This is a genomic window from Sphingopyxis sp. NFH-91 (assembly GCF_021401285.1).
Taxonomy (GTDB): Bacteria; Pseudomonadota; Alphaproteobacteria; order Sphingomonadales; family Sphingomonadaceae; genus Sphingopyxis; species Sphingopyxis terrae_A.
In genome coordinates, this window is record NZ_JACBGA010000003.1 from 411,313 (window position 1) to 431,498 (window position 20,186).

The 20,186-nt window shown below is 63.0% G+C and carries 16 protein-coding genes and 1 pseudogene; 10 read left to right on the plus strand and 7 right to left on the minus strand.

All coding sequences use genetic code 11. From position 1 onward, the window contains the following. Positions 1-38 precede the first annotated feature (38 nt). From L0963_RS10135 to L0963_RS10145, 3 genes are all read left to right on the plus strand, one after another. Positions 39-995, plus strand: a complete 957-nt coding sequence (locus tag L0963_RS10135) for a quinone oxidoreductase family protein (RefSeq protein ID WP_234179378.1) — start codon at positions 39-41, stop codon at positions 993-995. Positions 996-1,068: 73 nt separating this feature from the next. After that, a complete protein-coding gene (locus L0963_RS10140; RefSeq protein WP_234179353.1) occupies positions 1,069-1,320 on the plus strand; it encodes a YciI family protein in 252 nt (83 codons plus the stop codon). A 370-nt stretch (positions 1,321-1,690) separates the two neighbouring features. Continuing rightward, positions 1,691-3,745 carry an alkaline phosphatase D family protein gene (locus L0963_RS10145; protein ID WP_234179354.1) on the plus strand — a complete coding sequence of 685 codons (2,055 nt, stop codon included), beginning with the start codon at positions 1,691-1,693 and terminating at the stop codon, positions 3,743-3,745. Positions 3,746-3,927: 182 nt separating this feature from the next. On the opposite strand, the gene L0963_RS10150 is transcribed toward L0963_RS10145, so the two are convergent. After that, on the minus strand, positions 3,928-5,136 hold the full coding sequence (locus L0963_RS10150; protein ID WP_326490187.1) for a CaiB/BaiF CoA transferase family protein: 1,209 nt from the start codon (positions 5,134-5,136) through the stop codon (positions 3,928-3,930). A 94-nt stretch (positions 5,137-5,230) separates the two neighbouring features. Here L0963_RS10150 and L0963_RS10155 point away from each other — a divergent pair, with 94 nt between their 5' ends. From L0963_RS10155 to L0963_RS10170, 4 genes are all read left to right on the plus strand, one after another. Next, positions 5,231-6,409: an iron-containing alcohol dehydrogenase gene (locus tag L0963_RS10155; protein WP_040590218.1), complete on the plus strand. Its 1,179-nt coding sequence runs from the start codon at positions 5,231-5,233 to the stop codon at positions 6,407-6,409. Positions 6,410-6,456: 47 nt separating this feature from the next. After that, positions 6,457-8,091, plus strand: coding sequence for an AMP-binding protein (locus L0963_RS10160; protein ID WP_234179380.1), 1,635 nt, complete (start codon positions 6,457-6,459; stop codon positions 8,089-8,091). 103 nt (positions 8,092-8,194) lie between these two features. Further along, a complete protein-coding gene (locus tag L0963_RS10165) occupies positions 8,195-10,156 on the plus strand; it encodes a flavin-containing monooxygenase (protein WP_234179356.1) in 1,962 nt (653 codons plus the stop codon). A 21-nt stretch (positions 10,157-10,177) separates the two neighbouring features. Continuing rightward, on the plus strand, positions 10,178-11,152 hold the full coding sequence (locus tag L0963_RS10170) for an NADPH:quinone oxidoreductase family protein (RefSeq protein WP_234179357.1): 975 nt from the start codon (positions 10,178-10,180) through the stop codon (positions 11,150-11,152). 4 nt (positions 11,153-11,156) lie between these two features. Here the strand turns inward: L0963_RS10170 and L0963_RS10175 are convergent, their stop codons facing one another. From L0963_RS10175 to L0963_RS10195, 5 genes are all read right to left on the minus strand, one after another. Beyond that, on the minus strand, positions 11,157-12,389 hold the full coding sequence (locus L0963_RS10175; protein ID WP_234179360.1) for a cytochrome P450: 1,233 nt from the start codon (positions 12,387-12,389) through the stop codon (positions 11,157-11,159). Between the two features lie 13 nt (positions 12,390-12,402). Next, positions 12,403-13,296 carry an MBL fold metallo-hydrolase gene (locus L0963_RS10180; protein ID WP_234179361.1) on the minus strand — a complete coding sequence of 298 codons (894 nt, stop codon included), beginning with the start codon at positions 13,294-13,296 and terminating at the stop codon, positions 12,403-12,405. Positions 13,297-13,311: 15 nt separating this feature from the next. Beyond that, complete coding sequence (locus tag L0963_RS10185) at positions 13,312-15,594, minus strand: TonB-dependent receptor (RefSeq protein ID WP_062901290.1); 2,283 nt, start codon at positions 15,592-15,594, stop codon at positions 13,312-13,314. 119 nt (positions 15,595-15,713) lie between these two features. Beyond that, positions 15,714-16,346 (minus strand): TetR/AcrR family transcriptional regulator, encoded by a 633-nt coding sequence (locus tag L0963_RS10190; RefSeq protein ID WP_234179362.1) that lies wholly within the window; start codon positions 16,344-16,346, stop codon positions 15,714-15,716. A gap of 443 nt (positions 16,347-16,789) precedes the next feature. Next, on the minus strand, positions 16,790-17,872 hold the full coding sequence (locus L0963_RS10195) for a helix-turn-helix transcriptional regulator (RefSeq protein WP_234179363.1): 1,083 nt from the start codon (positions 17,870-17,872) through the stop codon (positions 16,790-16,792). Between the two features lie 357 nt (positions 17,873-18,229). On the opposite strand from L0963_RS10195, the gene L0963_RS10200 reads away from it, so the two are divergent. Genes L0963_RS10200 through arsB form a run of 3 tightly spaced genes read left to right on the plus strand, consistent with a single transcriptional unit; the run spans position 18,230 to position 20,063 of the window. Further along, complete coding sequence (locus tag L0963_RS10200) at positions 18,230-18,559, plus strand: ArsR/SmtB family transcription factor (RefSeq protein WP_086457539.1); 330 nt, start codon at positions 18,230-18,232, stop codon at positions 18,557-18,559. A 13-nt stretch (positions 18,560-18,572) separates the two neighbouring features. Further along, positions 18,573-19,001, plus strand: a complete 429-nt coding sequence (arsC, locus tag L0963_RS10205; protein ID WP_234179364.1) for an arsenate reductase (glutaredoxin) — start codon at positions 18,573-18,575, stop codon at positions 18,999-19,001. Between the two features lie 3 nt (positions 19,002-19,004). Beyond that, entirely contained in the window at positions 19,005-20,063 is a 1,059-nt protein-coding gene (gene arsB, locus L0963_RS10210) for an ACR3 family arsenite efflux transporter (protein ID WP_234179365.1), read from the plus strand. A 1-nt stretch (position 20,064) separates the two neighbouring features. Here arsB and L0963_RS10215 read toward each other — a convergent pair. Further along, positions 20,065-20,186 (minus strand): annotated as a pseudogene (locus L0963_RS10215) (IS5/IS1182 family transposase); the annotation flags it as partial.

Sequence of the window (20,186 nt, forward strand, 5' to 3'; positions counted from 1 at the left end):
CAAAGCGAAGGAGCGAGAAGATGGCACGAGTGGTGAAAATGCACGCCGTGGGGGATGCGGCTGTTCTGCGCGTCGATGACCAGCATGTCGGCGATCCTGGTCCCGGCGAGATCCGCCTCCGTCACGCCGCAGCGGGGGTAAATTATGTCGATATCTATCACCGAACCGGTCTCTACCCCGTAGCCCACCTGCCCGCCGTCCTCGGTGTCGAAGGGGCCGGAGTGGTCGAAGCGCTGGGCGATGGCGTCACCCATCTTCGTCGGGGCGACCGGGTCGCTTGGGCGGGCCTGCCGATGGGCGGCTATGCCGAAACGCGCCTGCTGGCGGCAAACCGGGCGGTGCCGCTCCCGTCACATATCTCGGATACGGTCGCTGCGGCTTCCATGTTGCGCGGTATCACGGCGCACATGCTGCTGACGCGCGTCGCACGCATCTCGCCTGGAGATATCATCCTCATTCATGCCGCCGCAGGCGGCCTTGGCCTGATATTGAGCCAGTGGGCCCGCAAACTCGGAGCAAGCGTCATCGGGACCGTCGGCTCGCCCGAAAAGGCGGCGCTGGCCAAGAGCTTCGGTCTCGACCATGCGGTGCTTTACAAAGAGAGCGATTTTGTCCGCGAGGTTCTGAACATCACCGGCGGCCGGGGCGTCGATGTCGCCTTCGACGGTATCGGGGGCGACGTCTTGCTGCGAACCCTCGATTGCGTCCGACCCTTTGGCCTGGTGGTTAGTGTGGGCCAAGCCTCGGGGTCGCTCCCGGCAATCGATATATCCGAACTGGGCCCGCGGCGGTCGCTCGCCTTGGCCCGGCCCAGCGTCCTTGCCTATATGGCCGACCTTGATTCCTATCGGAATGCCGCGGCCGAATTGTTCGAAGAACTGGAAGCCGGACTGCACGTCGAGATCGGCGCGCAATTTGACTTGGCCGACGTGGCCAAGGCGCATTCTGCCCTCGAGGCCGGACGAACCACCGGTTCCGTCTTGCTGACGTTCTGACCCTGAGCAGGAAGATTTGAGCGATGGAAGACTGGATTTCGTCCGCCATCACCGAAAGAAAAGGAACCTGATGATGAAGTACCTCGTCCTTTCACGGCGAACGCCGGAATTTCGCAGAGAAGTGCTTGGGGAGCACTATGCCTTTCTCGACCGCCTGCGCGATGCAGGACGGCTCGAATGCGCCGGCCCCTTCACCGACCAATCCGGCGGCGCCTATATATTGATTGCCGCCAGCTTGGACGAGGCGAAGCAGTTTGCCTTCAAAGATCCGTTGCACACGCAAGGCTGTTCCCAGCTTGATGTCTTCGAATGGAACGCGGATTGAGTCATTGCGGCCGTCTTCCGATCGTGCCTGGAGGATGGTCTCTTTTCGGTGAAAGTCAGCAAGAACGATCCGTTCGGCATGGGGGCCGCGGCCGCCAACCCGGATCTCCGCTCTTCCCATTTCGATTGCGCGACCGTCATCGTGAGAGCCAGGCCGCGCGCGCGGGATAAACTCCCGACCCGGGTTCTCCTAGGCCCCTTAGATACGCATCCGACGCCGCCGTCTGCCCTTCTGCCAGCCGCGCGCCGCTCGCATTCCACCCTTGGTCGAAAAGTCAGGGGCGCTCGTGACCTAAATCTTTCGGGTCTGGCCAACCCGGCTAGAGTTTGCATCACGACCTGATCGGCACGGGTCAGGAGGGGGACAAGCGATGGACCGACGGAAATTTATGGCGGGTGCGGCTTCGATCGGGATCAGCGGCATCTGGGCGTCCCGTCTGTCCGCGGCGCCCTCGCAAATGGCATGGCGAGAGGATCGCCGCCTTTTTCCCCAGGGTGTGGCGTCGGGCGACCCGGACGAACATAGCATCGTCCTGTGGACCCGGCGGCCGTTCGACGCGGGCGACCGTCATGAACTGACCGTCGAGGTGGCGCTCGATCCGAACTTTCGCCGCGTCGTCGCGGCGGCGCGCACGCCGGTGCTGGCGGCCGCCGACTGGACGTGCCGGGCGCTGGTCGGCGGACTCTCGCCGGCGACGGTCTATTGGTACCGTTTCGCCGATGAAAGCGGCGCGGGCAGCCGGATCGGGCGGACGATCACGGCCCCGCGCGCCAGCGACCAGCGACCCGTTCGCTTTGCCTTCGTGTCCTGCAACAGCGTCAACGAAGGCGCGCAGAACGCCTACGCCCGCATGATCTGGGAGGACGAGCGCGCGGCGGCCGACCGCAAGCTCGGCTTTGTGCTCCATCTCGGCGACTTCATCTACGAAGTGGTCGAATATCCTGAAGAAACGCCGCACCGCTATTCGCGCACGGTCTATGATCTCGGCCACATTCCCGACGCGCGCAAGGTCGGCAATTTCTATGTGCCTACCAATCTCGCCGGTTACCGCCACGTCTATCGCGCGCATATCGACGATCCCGATATCCAGGATGCACGGGCCTATCTTCCGTTCGTGTGCATGGGCGACAATCACGAATTCTCCTGGCAGGGCTGGCAGAGCTTCATCAAATATGGCGCCACCGTCGAGCCCGCGCAGCCGCTGCGCGTCGCGGCCAACCAGGCGTGGTGGGAATATATCCCCTCGCGCGTTCGCAAGGCATCGGGCGCCGCGCTGGAGCAGTTCAGCCCGCCTGCCGTCGAAAAGGCCGCGATCGACACGTTCGACGACGATGGCTTCGGCACCGAAATCAACAACCGCATCGCGGTCTGCAGCATGACGACCTACCGCGCGCTGCGGTACGGCAAGCATGTCGATCTGATCCTGACCGACCTGCACAGTTACAAGGCGGCGGACCCCACCGATCGGCCCGAGGCGGCGGCGCTCGACTCCGGCGACTATCCGGTGATCCCGCAAGAGTGGCTGGAAATCGTCGACGGCGGGCGGGATTATGCGGGCGGCAAGCCGCCTGCGATCATCGCGATCGGCGACAGGAGCATTCCCAATTATCGCAAGGACGAACCCGCGCATACTGTGCTCGGCCGGGAACAGAAAGCGTGGCTCAAGGCGCGGCTGACCCAGTCGACTGCGACCTGGAAGATCTGGGGCGCGACCAACGGCACGCTCGACATGCGCACCGATCCCAAGAACCTGCCCGAGGGGCTGGTGAAGGACCGATGGCCGGGCAGGGATTATGGCACCTTCGGCGGCGGCGATATGAGCGGAGCCTTCGCCGAACGCGCCGAAATCTACGATCTCGTTCGCGACGCGAAGATCCCGGGCTTCGTTACGGTTTCCGGCGACCGCCACAGCTTCTGGGCCGGATATGCAGCGCCTGCCCTGCCGCCCGCGGAATTCGCGCCGGTCGGACTCAGCTTCATCACCGGTTCGATATCCGCTCCCGGCCTTGGCGAAGCTGCCGAGTTCTTCAAGGAATCGGCCTTGCGCCCGCTCTATGTTCGAAAGGTCGAAGGCGCTCCGCCCGAGCACACGATCAACCTCACAATCAAGCGCGGGGTGCGCGCGGCGCTCGAATATGCGGCGAGCGGCGACATCGAAGCCGCCCGGGCGCTGACCAATCCCGACGTTGCGCCCCATCTCGAATTCGTCGACATGGCCGGTCACGGCTATGCTGTTGTCAGCGCAGGGCCCGACACCATCGAAACCGAGTTCGTGTGCATCGTCCGCCCGATCGCGCGGGCGAAAGCCCCCGATGGCGGTCCGCTTCGCTACCGCGTCTCACACCACGCCCAAATGTGGCGGCCAGGGGCGCGGCCCAGGCTCGAACAGCGCATTGTCGAGGGGGACGCGAAGCTCTCGATCTGAAGCTCTCTTCGGATAATCGGCTGCAACGAGCCCGGACGAATTGCGCGCATCCACCAAAAGCGGTCATCGGAGGACACCGAGACCATTTGGATCGCAACAATGCTCATCTGAGCGCTGAATGCCTGTCGGCAGAAGGAGCTCGGCGCAGATCAAGTTTCCGGCGGCCGCTGAAATCCGCGCAGCTATTCTATGATGGACTTTTGCTGCAGCGATCGGATTTCATTTTCGCTGACAGCCCAGTCGATCAGGCTGCCGGGCAAATCGGGCCTCGAAACCACGGGGCCCGGTGACCGGAGGATGGACCGCGAAAATCGCGGCGCGGGTGCCGGTTGCAATGAGCGGCCCGAATGAACATGCGCTTCACGCGCGCGATTCGCGGGATGATCGGCCGCCTCGTCAAAGGTCAGCACTGGCGAGACGCAGGCATCGAGCCGATCGAAAATTGCGCACCATTCGCGCTGCGAACGCGAGCGGAATATCGGCTCGATCCGGCGCGCGCGGTCGGGCCAGACGTCGGGGTTGAGATAGTCGGGAAAATCCCCGGGGTCGAGACCAAGCCCCGCCAGAAACGCATCATGGAACTCGCGCTCGAGCGCGCCTACAGCCATGTGCCGGCCATCGGCGGCTTCATAGCAGCGATAGAAATAGGCGCTTCCGTCGAGAAGATTGCCGGTGCGCTCCCGCTTCCAAAGGCCCATCTGCATCCAGCCCGCCATCTGGGTCAGCAGGACCGAAATACCGTCGACCATCGCCACGTCGAGAATCTGGCCCTTGCCCGAGCGCTGCCGCTCGACCAGCGCAGCGAGCACCCCCATGGCGAGGAATGTGCCGCCGCCGCCAAAGTTACCGACCAGATTGAGCGGCGGCGTCGGCGGCGCGTCACTCGGCCCGATAGGATAGAGGGCGCCGGCGAGCGCGAGATAGTTGATGTCATGTCCTGCGCGCGACGCCAAAGGGCCGGCCTGCCCCCACCCGCTCATGCGCGCATAAATCAGACGCGGATTGGCTTCGCAGAGTATTTCAGGACCGAGTCCGAGCCGTTCCATCGCGCCCGGTCGATACCCTTCGATAAGAACGTCTGCCTTCATCGCCAGCTCGCGAACGAGATTGTGTCCGTCGGGCGATTTCAGGTCGACCGCCACCGAGGGGCGGTTGCGATAAAGAAAGTCGAACTGCGGATCGCCGCCAAGCGGGCGCCCGGCGCCGAAGCGTTCAATGCGCAGGATGTCGGCGCCCAGATCGGCGAGCAGCATGGCGCCAAAAGGCGTCGGGCCAAGCCCGGAAAATTCCAGAATCCGAATACCGGAAGCCGGCGGCGCAGAGCCATTTTCTTTTTCTATCATAGGCTTGTCATCCGTCTCCCCTGGCGGGCTCGCCGCCCATATTCCCATCAGTTGAAAAATATACTAGCCAGTATACGCTTCTCCTGTCACTATCTGATTCACCAGACCGGCGCAGACCGGACGATCAGAGGAGAGCGAGATCATGTCTAAGATCACCCCGAGCGAATTGCGCTTCACCCGGACCGAGCGGGTTACCATGGGCGTCCCCACGGCTGAGGCGATTGCCGACCAGGCCGCCAAGATGGGGTGCAACAAGGTTTTTCTGCTGGCATCGGCGACGCTGCGCGAACAAACCGGCGAAATCGGCTTGATCGAGGCGGCGCTTGGCGACCGTCATGCCGCAACCTTCAGCGGGGTCGCTCCGCACGCGCCGCGCAGCGATGTCCTCAAGGCCGCCGATGCCGCACGCGCCGCGGGTGCCGACCTGATCGTCTCGGTCGGCGGAGGTTCGGTCACCGACAGTGCAAAGATCGTCGCCCTGCTGATCAAGCATGACGTGCGAAGCGTCGAGGCGTTCGAACCGCTGCGCACCTTTGTCACCGATGCAGGCGAGGTGATCAACCCGATCACGATCGGTCCCGATATTCCCGTCATTTGCGTGCCGACCACGCTTTCCGGCGGAGAGTTCAACGCGCTGTCGGGCGCCACCGACGAGGTCACCCAGCACAAGCAGGGCTATGAGCACCGCAACATGGCGCCCATCATGGTCGTTCTCGATCCCGCCATCACGCGCCACACGCCCGAATGGCTCTGGCTCTCGACCGGCGTCCGTTCGGTAGACCATGCGGTCGAGACCTTGTCCTCCTACCAGTCGAACGACTTTGCCGACGGTCTTGCCGAAAGCGCCCTGCGACTGCTTGTCGAGGGACTTCCGCGCGTGAAGGCGGATCCGGGCGATCTCGAAGGCCGCCTGAAATGCCAGATCGGCGCATGGCAGTCGATGATCAGCATCATCGGCGGCGTTCCAATGGGCGCAAGCCACGCAATTGGCCATATTCTGGGCGGCACCTGCGATGTCCCGCACGGATATACCTCCTGCGTGATGTCGCCTTATGTCCTGGCGTGGAACGCCGAGCATGATGCAAGCCGTCAGGGGCGCACGCTCGCGGTGCTCGGGGGCGAGCATGCGAGCGCTTCGGCAGCGCTCGATGCCTTCATCGCGGGGCTGGGAATGCCGCGGAGGCTGAGCGAGGTGGGAGTAGACGAAAGCCGCTTCCAGCAGGTCGCCGAATATACGCTTCTCGACATCTGGGGCCGCACCAATCCCCGGCCGGTCACCTCGGCCGCCGACATCCTCGAAATTCTTCGGCGCGCCGCCTGACGATGGCCGGAGCCGGGACGATAGCCAAGGAAGACAGGGGGGTGACTATGCCGGACGCCGCGCGAGCGAGAGACTTTCAGGATCCGCGCATTCCCAATCGCGACGAATGCGTGCTGCGCTACCTGCTCGACCGCTGGGCGGCCGAGCGGCCCGACAAGGCGCATATCGTCTTTCCGGACGGGTCCGAATGGAGCTTTGCTGACATCCACGCCCGCGTTCGCGCCAAGGCCGCCGGCCTGCGCGCGCTCGGCGTCAAGCAGGGCGATCATGTGGCGGTGTGGCTGCCAAATGGACCCGACGCGCTTTTGGCCTTTTATGCGATCAACTACCTCGGCGCCGTCTTCGTGCCTTTCAACACCGCTTATCGGGGCGGCTTGCTCGAGCATGTGCTTGCCAACGCGTCGGCGCGGCTTCTGCTGGTTCACCCCGATCTTGTTCCGCGCCTCGCCGAAGTCGATCTTGGCGGTCTCGAACGCCTTGTCGTCACGACAGCCGGCACCGCGGCGCAAGCGCCTCTTCCGGTGGTGCGTTACGACGATGTGGAGGGCGACCCCTCGGACGGGTTGCCGCTCGAACGACCGATCGAACCCTGGGACATCCAGTCGATCATCTACACGTCGGGCACGACGGGTCCCTCGAAGGGCGTGCTGTCGTCCTATCTTCACATGTTCTCGAATGCCGGACCCGAAAGCTGGCCGATGGTGGGCGAGGACGACCGCTATATGTGTGTCGCGCCGATCTTTCACATCGGCGGGATGGGGCCGCCGTTCGTCATGCTCGCGCGCGGCGCTTCGGTCGCGCTGATCGACAATTTTTCGACCGACGAATTCTGGGCAGTCGCAAAGCGAACCGGCGCCACCGTCGTCTTTCTGCTCGGCGTCATGGCCACATTCCTGCTCAAGGCGCCTCCGGCCGCGCAGGACCGCGACCACGGGGTCAAGAAGGCCTTCATGGTGCCGTTGACCGGCGATGCGCCCGCCTTCACCGAGAGGTTCGGCATCGATATCTACACGATCTTCAACATGACCGAGATTTCCTCGCCGATCGTGTCGGAAGCCAATCCGGTGAAGGTCGGCACCTGCGGGCGGGTGCGCCCGGGGGTCGAGGTCCGCCTCGTCGACGGCGATGATTGCGAGGTCGCCATCGGGGAAATCGGCGAGATGCTCGTCCGCACCGACCGGCCCTGGGCGATGAACAGCGGCTATAATGCGAACCCCGAGGCGACCGCGGCGGCGTGGCGCAACGGCTGGTTTCACACCGGCGACGCCTTTCGCCGTGACGAGGATGGCTATTATTATTTTGTCGACCGGGTCAAAGACGCGATCCGGCGCCGAGGCGAGAATATCTCGTCCTTCGAAGTCGAGGCCGAAGTCTGCCGCCACCCCGACGTTCGCGAGGCGGCTGCTATCGCCGTGCCGAGCGAATATTCCGAGGATGAGGTGATGGTCATTGTCGCACCGGTGCCCGGCCGGTCGATTGACTGCCGCGCGCTCGCGCAATTCCTGATCGAAGCCATGCCCTATTTCATGGTCCCGCGCTATTTTCGCGTGTTGGACGAACTGCCCAAGACGCCGTCGGCAAAAGTGTTGAAGACCGATCTGCGGCGCGAGGGCGTCACGCACGACACTTGGGATCGCGAGGCGGCCGGCCTGCGGGTTCGCCGCGAATCCTTCTCGCCATGATCCTTCCGGCCTCCGCATCGCGCGCGGGGCACCGCCCTCGCTTCACCGGCCTCGCGGCGGGCGCGGGCGCTCTTCTTTCCGCTACTTTCAGGATATTTGTCAGATGACCCAACCGATAACCGACCGCCCGATCGCTGCGGACCGGATCGACTGGCCGCTTTTGGAATCGGGGGTGGAGCAGGCGAACATCCCTGCCCTGCTGATGCTGCTTCACCAGATGACCGGCGAGGAAAAGTGGCTCGAAGATCCCTATCGGCCGGCGCGCGCACCGGGCCTCGATGACAATGACAGCGGCCAGCTGCCCGAGGACATCCAGCGCGAGGTGCGCGAAGCCGCACGGCTGGCAATCAAGGCCTGGCTGACGGGCACGCCGCTCGCCCTGCCGCGGCCCGACAATGCGCATCTCGCCAGGATGCTGAGCGTGGCAATGACCGAGCATGTTCCCGAGGAATATGGCGATATCGTCGCCGCCGGGATGCTGTACGCGCCGACGCCGCGTGCGATACCGCCCTTGCTCAAGACCAAGTCGGCGATCGTGATCGGAGGCGGAATCTCTGGCATTTGCGCCGGGATCGAGCTTCAGCAGCTGGGCATCGATTATGTGCTGTTCGAGAAGAACGAGGATTTCGGCGGCACCTGGTTCGAGAATCGCTACCCGGGATGCGGGGTGGATACGCCTTCGCTGACCTATACATTCTCATGTCGGCCCAACGACTGGTCGAAATATTTCCCGCTGCGCGACGAGATCGAGAATTATCTTCTCGAAACCGCGCGCGAATATGGGTTGGCGGCGCACGCACAGTTCAATTCGAAGGTCGAGTCGGCGCGGTGGATCGACGACGCGCAGCAGTGGGAGGTCGTGGTCTCGAAGCCCGATGGCAGCACGGCCGCGCATCGCGCGGACTATCTCTTCAGCGCGGTGGGCATTCTCAACATCCCCCAATATCCGAGCATCGAAGGTCTCGACGGCTTTGAGGGCGAAGTGATCCACACCAGCCGCTGGCCGCAAGGCGCCGATCTTTCGAGCAAGCGGGTCGCGGTGATCGGCAATGGCGCATCGGGCATGCAGGTTGCTCCGGCGATTGCCGACGAGGTGCGTTCGCTCACCCTTTTTGCGCGGTCGAAACAATGGGCGGCGCCGTTTCCGCAGTTCCGAAAATCGGTTCCCGACGGCGTACGCTATCTGATGCAGGCCGTGCCGCTCTATCGGGCCTGGCTCGAACAGCGTCTGTCGTGGACGTTCAATGACCGCGTCCATGGCACGCTTCGACGCGATCCCGACTGGCCGCACCCCGAACGCGCGGTCAATGCGATCAACGATGGTCACCGCCGCCATTTCACCCGCTACGTCGAAGAGCAGCTGGCCGAACGGCCCGACCTGATAGCGGATGTGCTTCCCGACTATCCGCCCTTCGCGAAGCGGATGCTGCTCGACAACGGCTGGTATCGCACGCTCCTCAAGCCCAATGTCCAGCTGATTCCCGAACATCTGGCGCGGGTGGAGGGCAATCGATTGATCTCGTCGTCGGGGATCGAGGTCGACGCCGACGTCATCATTCTTGCGACCGGATTCCAGACCACCCGCGTTCTCGGCTCCTATGAGGTGATCGGACGGAACGGCGCGTTGCTGCGCGACATCTGGGGCGAAGATGACGCCGCTGCCTATCTCGGAACACTGGTGCCGGGCTTTCCCAATCTGTTCATTCTGCTCGGTCCCAATGTCGGTTCGGGCCATGGCGGCAGCATGATCCGCAACATCGAAAACCAGATGCATTTTGCGGGCGAGGTCGTTCTTGCAAGCGCCGCCCGCGGGGCCGCAACGGTCGAGGTGAAGGATGAGGTTTATCAGGACTATCGGCGGCAGATCGACGAAGCGCATGAGAAGCTCGTGTGGACGCATCCTGGGACCGAGAACTGGTACCGAAACGCGAAGGGCCGCGTGATTGCAATCACGCCGTGGCGTAACGATGCCTTCTGGCGCATGACCCGCTCGCCCAATGCGGACGACCTGGCTTTCGGGCGGCAGGACAGCGACGGGCTCGATGCCCGCGCCGAAGCCGGTTAGGCGGCGGCGAGGCCAAAACCGATGAAAGTCTTTCAAGGCCGCCGCCTCGGCGCGATCGAGGATTTCGCGATCGAGGAGCAGGCCAGCCTCCCGCCGGGTCCCGGTCAAATCCGCGTCGATGTCGAAGCGACCGCGCTCGGTTTTGTCGATGCACTCGTGATGCGCGGCCTTTACCAGTTGCAGCCCTCTTTGCCCTTCATTCCGGGAGGCGAGATTGTCGGTCGCATCGAGGCGGTGGGCGATGATGTCGAGGGCTTTACGGAAGGCCAGCGCATCGCGAGCTGGCAATTCGGCGGCGGGCTTGCCGAACAGGCGATCGTCAGCGCCGCAAGCAGCGTGGCGGTGCCCGATGCCCTTGGTGCCGCAGGCGCTTCCGCACTTATCCTCGACTTCCTGACGGCCTATTACGGGCTTTTCGATCGCGGCCATTTTGAAGCAGGCCAGTCGCTGCTCGTGACCGGAGCATCGGGCGGGGTGGGATCGGCGGCGGTCCAGCTCGCCTATGCCAGCGGCGGCCGCGTCGCCGCCCTGGCCTCGGGAGACGCCAAGATACGCCATGTTGCGGGCCTCGGCGCCGAGCTGGTGCTCGACTATCGCAATCCCGACTGGCGCGCCGTCCTCAAGACCCGCTATCCCGGCGGGATCGATCGCGTGTTCGATCCGGTCGGCGGCGCGCTGTTCGAGCCCTGTTTCCGCTCGCTCGCCAAACATGGCCGGCACCTGGTCGTCGGCTTCGCGTCGGGTGACGAAATCCCGCGGCTTCCTGCCAATCTGCCGCTGCTCAAGTCGGGCGAACTGGCGGGCGTGGATGCGCGCTATCTTGGCGAAAGCGATCCGGCGCGGGTGCGGACGATCCTCGCCATCATCTTCCGCCTTGCCGAGCGCGGCCGGATCCGGCCCGTCATCGATCAGCGCTTCGCGCTGTCCGACGCCCCCGCCGCGCTACGCGCTCTCGCGTCGGGTACGCGGATCGGAAAGATCATTGTCACCCACTGACGCGTCACCACTGCGCGCGAAGCGCGCTCATGCCACGGAACAGAAATCCCTCGCGCCATGCCGGCGCGTCGATGTCGACGGTCAGCCCCGGCAGGCGCGTCGCCAGCCTTTCGAAGGCGATCCGGCCTTCGAGCCGGGCCAGTTCGGCGCCGACGCAAAAATGAATGCCGCCGCCAAAGCTGAGGTGCCGAGCCGCATTGCCGCGACCGATATCGAAGCGGTCGGGATCGTCGAACAGCCGCGGGTCACGGTTTCCGGCGCCGATGAGGGTGAGAACCTTCTCGCCCTGCGCGATCGACTGTCCGCGGATTTCGGTTGCTCGCAGTGCGGTGCGATAGGTTGCAATGAGCGAGCTTTCGTAGCGCAGCACTTCATCGACCACGCCTGCAGCAAGGGTTTCCGGTTCGCCGACAAGACGCCGCCATTGATCGGGAAAGCGGCTGAAGCAGAGCAGGCCGTTGCCGATCATGTGCGCGGTCGTCTCAAAGCCAGCCCCGAACAGGCCGATGGCGACGGTGACCAGTTCATCGTGCGAAAGCGCATCCTCGGCACCTCCGGCCTGGACTAGCGCGGTGGCGAGATCGTCCCTGGGCGCCGCCTTTCGCTCGTCGAACAGCGTCTCGAAAAATTGCTGCAGCACGGCAATCTGCCTATTCGCGGTTGCCAGTTCCGCGTCGGTGAGCGCGCGCGCTTCAAAGACGATGAAGCTTTGCGCAATGGCATCGATTACCGTCTTGAGACGGGCATCTTCGGGATCAATGCCGAGCATGTCGCACATGACGCGGACCGGAAGTTCATAAGCGAAGCGCGCAATCAGATCGCCTTCCCGGTCGGCGGCGAAATCGTCGATCAAGCGATCGGTGATTTCACGAATCCGCGGCTCCATGGCGCGAACCCGCCGTGCGGTCAGCGCCCCCGTCACCAGTCCGCGCACGCGCGTGTGATGCGGCGGGTCCTGCATCAGAAACACCTCGGACAGCCATTTATAGCCTCGCTGTCCCATCACATCGAAATCCGGGCCATAGAAAAGGCGAATATTCTCGACAAAATCGCCCTGCCCGAACGCCTCGCGGTTCATCAGGACCGAGCGTATATCGTCGTAACGGCTGACCACCCAATAGCCATGCGCGGACCGGTGAATCGGAACCTGCTCGCGAAGCCGGGCAAAGGCGTCGTAAGGATCGGCCTTCAGCGACGCATCGCCGGGCGAAAAGGGCGGCAAGGGCAGCTCGGTCATCGCAGCGCCTCGGTCAATGCGATGCAAAACGCGGCCGATATGACCCGTCATCGGCGCGCGCCACGAACAACGAATGAGGGGCCCCGAAATGCGCGGGGACGATGCGCGCTCCCCTGGCGCTCGCGCGCTCGAGCAGATGCCGCCGGCTCGCGGCCGCCTGCACCCTGTCCTCGCAATAGACGCTGTTCCAATCGGGGCGCAGCACCTGCATCGGGTGATGCAATATGTCGCCGGTGAAGAGTGCAACCTGACCTTGGTCCTCGACTTCGAGGACCATGTGACCGGGCGTGTGCCCCGGAAAGGTCCAGGCGCGCATCCCGGGGGCGATCTCGGCGCCATCGTCGATCAGTTCGGCGAGGCCCGCGTCGATGATCGGCAGGACGCTGTCCTCGAAGACATTGGCGTTGACCCCGGCACCGGCGAGGGTCGCGTAAAGTGGCTTTTCGGGATTCCAGGCCGCTTCGTCCGCGCGCGGGAAATAGTAGCGCGCGTTGGGGAAGGTCGGCAGCCAGCTGTCCTCGCGCCATTCGGTGTTCCACCCCACATGGTCGATGTGAAGATGCGTGCAGAAGACCTTGTCGATATCGCCTGCTGCGAACCCTGCCGCCTCCAACTCCGCAAGAAATGGCGTCGCGAGATTGCCGAAGATCGGAATGCCGGGACGATCCTTGCCGTTGCCCGCGCCGGTATCTACGATGATCCGCTCGGTTCCGGTATCGATGAGCCAGCTTTGCAGATAGCCGTAGATCATCCCGTCACGAAAAAAGGCGGGCTCGAAACCCGCCACCTGGGCGGCGAAGGCAGCGTCCTCATATTCCGCGAAGAGTGCCTCGGGCGGACTGAAGCCGCCCTGCCACTCCTCGAGACGGAAGACACGGTAGCGGCCGATATTGAACGCTGCCTCCATGCCGCAATACTCCAATCAGAAATCGACCCCGAGCGTCACGCCGTAGGTCCGCGGCGGTCGCAGCGATCCCACCGACACAAAGCTGTAGAGCGGCGCGGAGATGATCGTGTTGGCGAGCGCATATTTGTCGGTCAGATTCTTGCCCCACAGCGCGAGCGACCAGCGTTCGTCGGGCGACCGGTAGGTAATGCTCGCATTGACCAGCGCGAACGCCTGCTGCCGCGCGTCGCGGTTGTTGAATTCGGTGAAGAAGACCTCGTCCTGCAGATTGACGTCGGCGGAAAGGTCGAGGAAGCCGGCGCTGCCGAGCTGGAAACGCTGGTCGGCAAAGGCCGCGACCGTAAATTTGGGCGCGTTCGACAAGCGGTTGCCCGACAGATCGACGAGGGCCGGGTCGGTCGGACAGGCCGGATACTGCGGCCTGCCGGGACTGCCCGCCCCATAATAGCCGTTGCAGAATTCCTTGTATTTCGCGTTGAGATAGGTGCCGTAGACCCGGATCGTGGTGTTCTCTCCGGGACGGAAATTGGCTTCGAGCTCGACCCCGTAGTTGCGCGCCGACGCGGCGTTGATCGTCTCGACGATGCTGTTGGCGTTGACGAAACCGACCTGCAGATTGCTGTAATCATAATAGAAGACGGCACCGGCGAAGCCGAATTTGCGGTCGGCGGTTTCCCCGCGGAAGCCCGCCTCGTAGCTCCAGACATATTCGGGGTCGATGACCGAGTTGATGCTGCCGATGTTGACGACACCCGATTTGAAGCCGCGCGTGACCTTACCGTAAAAGAGCGTGCCGCCCGGGGTGCGATATTCGATCGCGAACTTGGGCGTGATCGCATCCCAGCTGCCGCTCTTGTCGGTCGGGATATCGAGGCCCTGCGCCTCGAAGGTGAAACGCCCCACCCCGCTGCGCTTTTCCCAATTATAGCGTGCGCCGGCCGTCAGCGTCAGGTCGGGCAGCAGCTCGTATGATGCTTCGAGATAGGCGCCCGCCGCCTTGGTCTTGACGGTGCCGCGCTGGAGATAATTGCCGTTGTCGAACTGGTCGGCAGGCAAACTGGTGCCCAGAACGATGTTGAAATAGGATGCTAGGTTGACGGTCGGCACGCGAACCTCGCCGAACAGACGTTCGTCGAAATAGGTTGCGCCGCCCAAGAGCGACAAGCCGCCGGTCTTGTAGGTGAAATTGACCTCCTGGCTGAACGACTTGCTGTCCTCGGTATAGTTGTTCTGACCGAAGGCATTGATATCGCTGACGTCGAGATCGTCGCGATTGAAACGCTTGAACTTGCGGTAGGCGGTGGTGGAAACCACCGAGAGATCGCCCGAATCCCACGTCAAAATGCCCTGAACACTCGATCCGTCGCGCTTGTTGACCGCGTCTTCGTCGGAGTAGATGTTGCGCAGGTTCGGCTTTTCGCCGCGCGCCGCATAATAGTCGAAGATCGTTTTGCCGCCGAGGAGCGACGACGCCAGCCCCGCCTCGGGAACCACGGTCGGACCGAAATAGTGGAAGGCATAATTATTGTCGTCCTCCTTGAAGTGATCGGCGACGATCAGCAGGTCAAGGTTCGAGGAGAATTTTGCGAGCAGCGATCCGCGAATGGCATAGGCATCGCGGTCATCGACAGGATTGCCGGTGAACAAGTTGGTGCCGTAGCCGTCGCGCTTTTCATATTTGCCCGCGACGCGAAACATCAGATTTTCGCCGGTGATCGGTCCCCCCAGCGCGCCTTCGAGCGTCCGCGCGTCATAATTGCCGTAAGAGGCACGGGCATAGCCGCCGAATTGGGAGGTCGGCCGCGCGGTGACGATATTGATAACGCCGCCGGTCGCGCCGCGGCCATATGTCGTGCCCTGCGGTCCGCGCAGCACTTCGATCTGCTGAACGTCGTAGAAGCCGCTGAGCTGCGCCGCCGGGCGGCTGATCATCGCGCCATTCTGCAGGAAGGCCACGGCGCCGTCGGCGCCAAGGTCGATGCTGGTGAGGCCGATGCCGCGAATGAAGGTGCGGTTGACGCCGAATTGATCGCCGACCGAGACATTGGGCACCGCCGAGGCGAGATCGCCGGCGTCTTCGATGCCGCCCGCGCCGACGTCGCCGGCACCGAGAACCGAAATCGAGCCCCCTGTATCTTCCAGCGACTTGCCGGACTTGGTTGCCGTTACGATGATGGCACCATCCTCGCCGGCCTCGGTGCCGCTATCGCGCGCGGTCTCTTGGGCAAACGCTGGCGCTGCGACGGCAATCGAAGCCGTGGCAGCCGCCGACAGCAGTAGCTTGACCTTGAAATTCATATCGCCTCTCCCTGATATACCGGGCTTATAATTATCTACCCGTCAGTATTTGATTATCTGTTTGGGCCAATCGGGTATCGAAACCCGCTCCGTTTTCCGCCTGTGTCAGATTCCCTTTGCTATTCCGCGCCTGCCAGCCGCAGCGCGGCCTCGACCAGATATTCGATGACCTCGTCAGCGGTGCGTTGGCCGGTCGGCGAATACCATGTCGGGATCCAGCTGATGAGGCCGCCAATCCAGACCGCGATGAACGGATCAATGTCGGCGCGGAATTCGCCGCTTGCGACGCCTTCGCGAATCATCGTGCCGATCTGGTGATCGAAGCTGTGCCGCAGCCGGAGGATGCGCTTGTAATCATCAGCGGAGAGATGCTTCATCTCTCGCTGATAGACGACGACATATTCCTGCCGGTCGATGACAATCCGCCCGACCTTACGCACGACTTCGGCAAGCTTTGCACGGTGGCTCTCATGCTGATGCGCCAGCACATCCTCGAGCACCGCGAGGGCCTCGCTGATGCCGACCTCGCAGATAGCCGCAAGGATCGCTTCCTTGTTCCGGAAATAGGAATAGAGAAAGGGCTTGGTGACGCTGAGCTGGTTGGCGACATTGTCGAGGGTGCAGCTGCTGTAGCCGCGCTCGTAAAAAAGATGGCTCGCAGCCTCGACGATGCGGTTGACCTTGAAGGCAACGAACTCGGATTTGAGCGAGGCACCGGGGGCGCGCGGATTGATCATGGAATCACTGGACACGGCCACCGTCATAGCATCGACCCAAGGCAGTCGGATAGTGACACCAAAATCTCCCTCCGCGGTGCCATTCTGTCGATGGCGAGCCGTTGGGATAACTATGCCGCAAAAATTATCTACCTGCTAGTAGTTTTTACAGGATGTCGGTATTTTTGCGGAACTGCGGCGAAAACGCCGCCGGGGTTACCATGGGGGCAGTCGCGAAAAGCGTTGCCGCCGCGACCAGTCAGGCTGCGAATGATGCGGTCAGCCGATCAAGTCTTGCACCCGTTGCCTTGACCTTTTGCCGATCGGGCGGGTTCTGGCGGCGGTGCGCCTGGCCCGATGGGTCAAGCGCACCGCCCGCTGACGACTGTGGGTCGCAGATCGCCGTCAGCGATTGCGAATAGAGCCCAAGCCTGCATGCGGTTCATCCTCCAGATGGAGGATGGGACGGAGTTTTTCGACTAGTTCGGAGCGGTTGCACCGAGCCGCGCCAGCAGCCCGGCAAGGTCGGACTGCCGTGACGTGCCCGTTTTCTCGAGCACACTGCGAATTTGGCTGCGCACTGTGCTGATGGCGACACAGCCCGATGCCGCGATTGCCTCTGGCGTTTCGCCGCGTGCGATACCACTGGCAACGCGCGCTTCCGACGGCGTCAGGTCAAAAAGCGACTTCATCAGCGTTGCCGAAGGCACGCTATCCGAAGCGACCGGCACCATCATCAGCAAGGCATAGGAATCCCCAAAAACATCGTGCGCACCGCGCTGAACCGGGATCAGATGCGCGACCTGCCGGGGCATTCCCGCCGCGTCACGTACCGGAAACGATCGCGCGCTGATGGCGGGTGCCGAGGTCAGCGATGCCAGGGCGTCGTCGAGGAGCGCATCTGCCTGCCTGTCCGCCAGTCGCAGGCGGCCGTGGGCACCCAATATCACAAGCGGTGACACATCGGTGCCAAGCGGGCTCATCTCGACAACTTCACCGCCTGCGCGCAGGAGAAAGGCAGGCAGGTGCATCGCGGTCAGCGCCTCGGCGGCGCCCTGCGCGCGCTTGTGCTGCATACGCGCGCTCACGAGCGCGCTGCGCGCCAGATGCGGGCGCAGCAGATTGAGCCGTGCCACGCTTTCGGCCGCCACGGGGCCTTCAGAAAAGGCGCGCTCGACGCTGAACACGATATTGTCGCCGGTCGGCACCTGGACCCCGGTTCCCGCCGACCATCCCAGCCCGCGCGGACGGAAAAAATCGCGATACACCGGATCGGCATCGATTTCCGCGTCGCTCCAGAAATCATGCTCGACGAAAAAGGAGGGTTCCTCGCGGCCCATCAGGCAAACGCGCCGGCTGCATTTGCCGAACCATCCTTCCTCCACATAGGCCGCAAAGACGTCGGCTACTCGCTCGGAAGCGGTCCAGTTCAAGGCCTTGCGCGCCGAGAAGAGAAGCCCACCCGCCGAACCCGCGAGCGCTGCCACTTCGTCGAGAACCGCCGGCCATGCCTCCGGGACCACCGAGCATTCGTAAATCCGATCGACAAGTCCGTCTTGCATTCTTGATCCCCGCGGGCAGATGGAGGCATTGTCGTCACCTTGGTCCAAATGGCAAGAGTAAGGAGCGCAGCCCGTAAAGCGCATCTGTCCAACCCGGTTGAGGCTTTACACGGCGGCCGGCTCTCCCAAGCAAAGATTGTCGGGCATGTGGCTGAAGCCACACGTAGCGCCGGATATTTGACGGCCTGAGAGTTGCCATCCGCGCGTTAGGGTAAACTCATCTTGGCACATAGATGCCGCGAGCGGGAGCCATCCACCTCATCTGCTTCGGGCACCGAAACGAGGAAAGTGATATTAACGCATCGGGAATTTGCGATTGTTATTGCCAGATGGAAATCCATCGGGTAATTTCGATGAATGACCACTGACGCAGCCCTGCTGGCGCTCGCCGCGCTCGCGCATCCGACCCGGCTCAATGCCTTCCGTTTGCTTGTGCGACACGAGCCCGAAGGACTTTCGACAGGACAGCTCGTCGAACATTCTGGACTGACGCAGAGCACCTTCTCGACGCATCTCGCTGTGCTCGCCAAGGCTGGACTCGTGCAGTCAGAGAAGCGCGGACGCAACATCATCCAGCGCGCCGACATTGATGCTCTTCGCGGCCTGATGCTTTTCCTCGCCAAGGATTGCTGTGACGGGCGCGCCGAACTCTGTGAACCGCTGCTCGCCGAACTCGCCTGCTGCTGATCGGGATTGAGCCGTGGCCGACATTCTCATCTATCACAATCCCGACTGCGGCACCTCACGCAACACGCTTGGCCTCATCCGCAACGCGGGGATCGAACCGCATATCGTCGAATATCTACAGTCGCCGCCCACGCGTAGGCTGCTCGAACAGTTGATCGCCCGCGCCGGTATAGCACCGCGAGACCTCCTGCGGCAGAAAGGCACGCCCTACCTCCAGCTCGGCCTCGACGATCCCGGGCTCAGCGATGCGGAAATCATCGACGCGATGATGGCGCATCCCATTCTGATCAACCGTCCGCTCGTCGTATCTCCGCTCGGTGTGAGGCTCTGCCGCCCTTCCGAGGCCGTACTCGACATCCTTCCGGCGAGGCAGCTTGGCGCCTTCGCCAAGGAAGACGGCGAACAGGTGGTCGACGACGCCGGCAACCGCATCGGCGACTGATCGATGCCGCAGATCAAAGGCGAACGCCTGTCGTTCCTCGACCGCTATCTGACGCTCTGGATATTCCTGGCGATGGCCTTGGGGGTGCTTCTCGGAACCATCTTCGAGGGCCTCCCAAGCGCGATCGAGGCGCTGTCGATCGGCACGACCAACATCCCGATCGCGATCGGCCTGATCCTGATGATGTATCCGCCGCTCGCCCGCGTGCGCTATAGCGAGCTTCCGCGCGTGTTCGACGACCGACGCGTCCTTGCGATCTCGCTCGTCCAGAACTGGATCATCGGCCCTGCGCTGATGTTCGGGCTCGCCATCCTCTTTCTTGCGGATCGACCCGAATATATGACCGGCCTGATCCTCATCGGCCTTGCGCGCTGCATCGCGATGGTCATCGTCTGGAACCAGCTCGCGAAAGGCGACAATCAATATGTCGCGGCGCTCGTCGCCTTCAACTCGATCTTCCAGATTCTCTTCTTCAGTGTCTATGCCTGGTTCTTCCTCACCATCCTGCCGCCGCTGTTCGGGCTCGAAGGCAGCGTCATCGACGTGAGCTTCTGGACGATCGCTAAAGCGGTTCTAATCTATCTCGGCATTCCCTTTTTCGCCGGATATCTGACGCGCCATATTCTCGCGAAGGCAAAAGGCAACGATTGGTACGAGACACGCTTCCTGCCGCGGATCGCCCCGATCACGCTCGTCGCGCTGCTATTCACCATCGTCGCGATGTTCAGCCTCAAGGGCGGCGAGATCGTCAGCATTCCCGCCGACGTTGTTCGCATCGCGATCCCGCTTACGATCTACTTCGTCATCCAGTTCCTGATCAGCTTCTGGATGGGTAAGCTCATCGACGCCGATTACCCGCGCACGACCGCGGTCGCCTTCACCGCCGCAGGCAATAATTTTGAACTCGCGATTGCCGTCTCGATTGCTGCCTTCGGCCTCGCCTCGCCCGTCGCCTTCGCAGCAGTAATCGGCCCGCTCGTCGAGGTCCCCGTCCTCATCCTCCTCGTCGGTGTGGCGTTTCGCCTCGGCCGCCGCTGGTTCCCCGCAACCACCCCACGGTAGACTAGGCCGTAGACTCATAAACGCGGAGCCAAAGCCGCATTGACGCAAGTTGGACCATGGCCAGGAAGTTTTCGGCGAGCTTGTCATATCGGGTGGCCACCCTACGGAAGTGCTTCAGCTTGG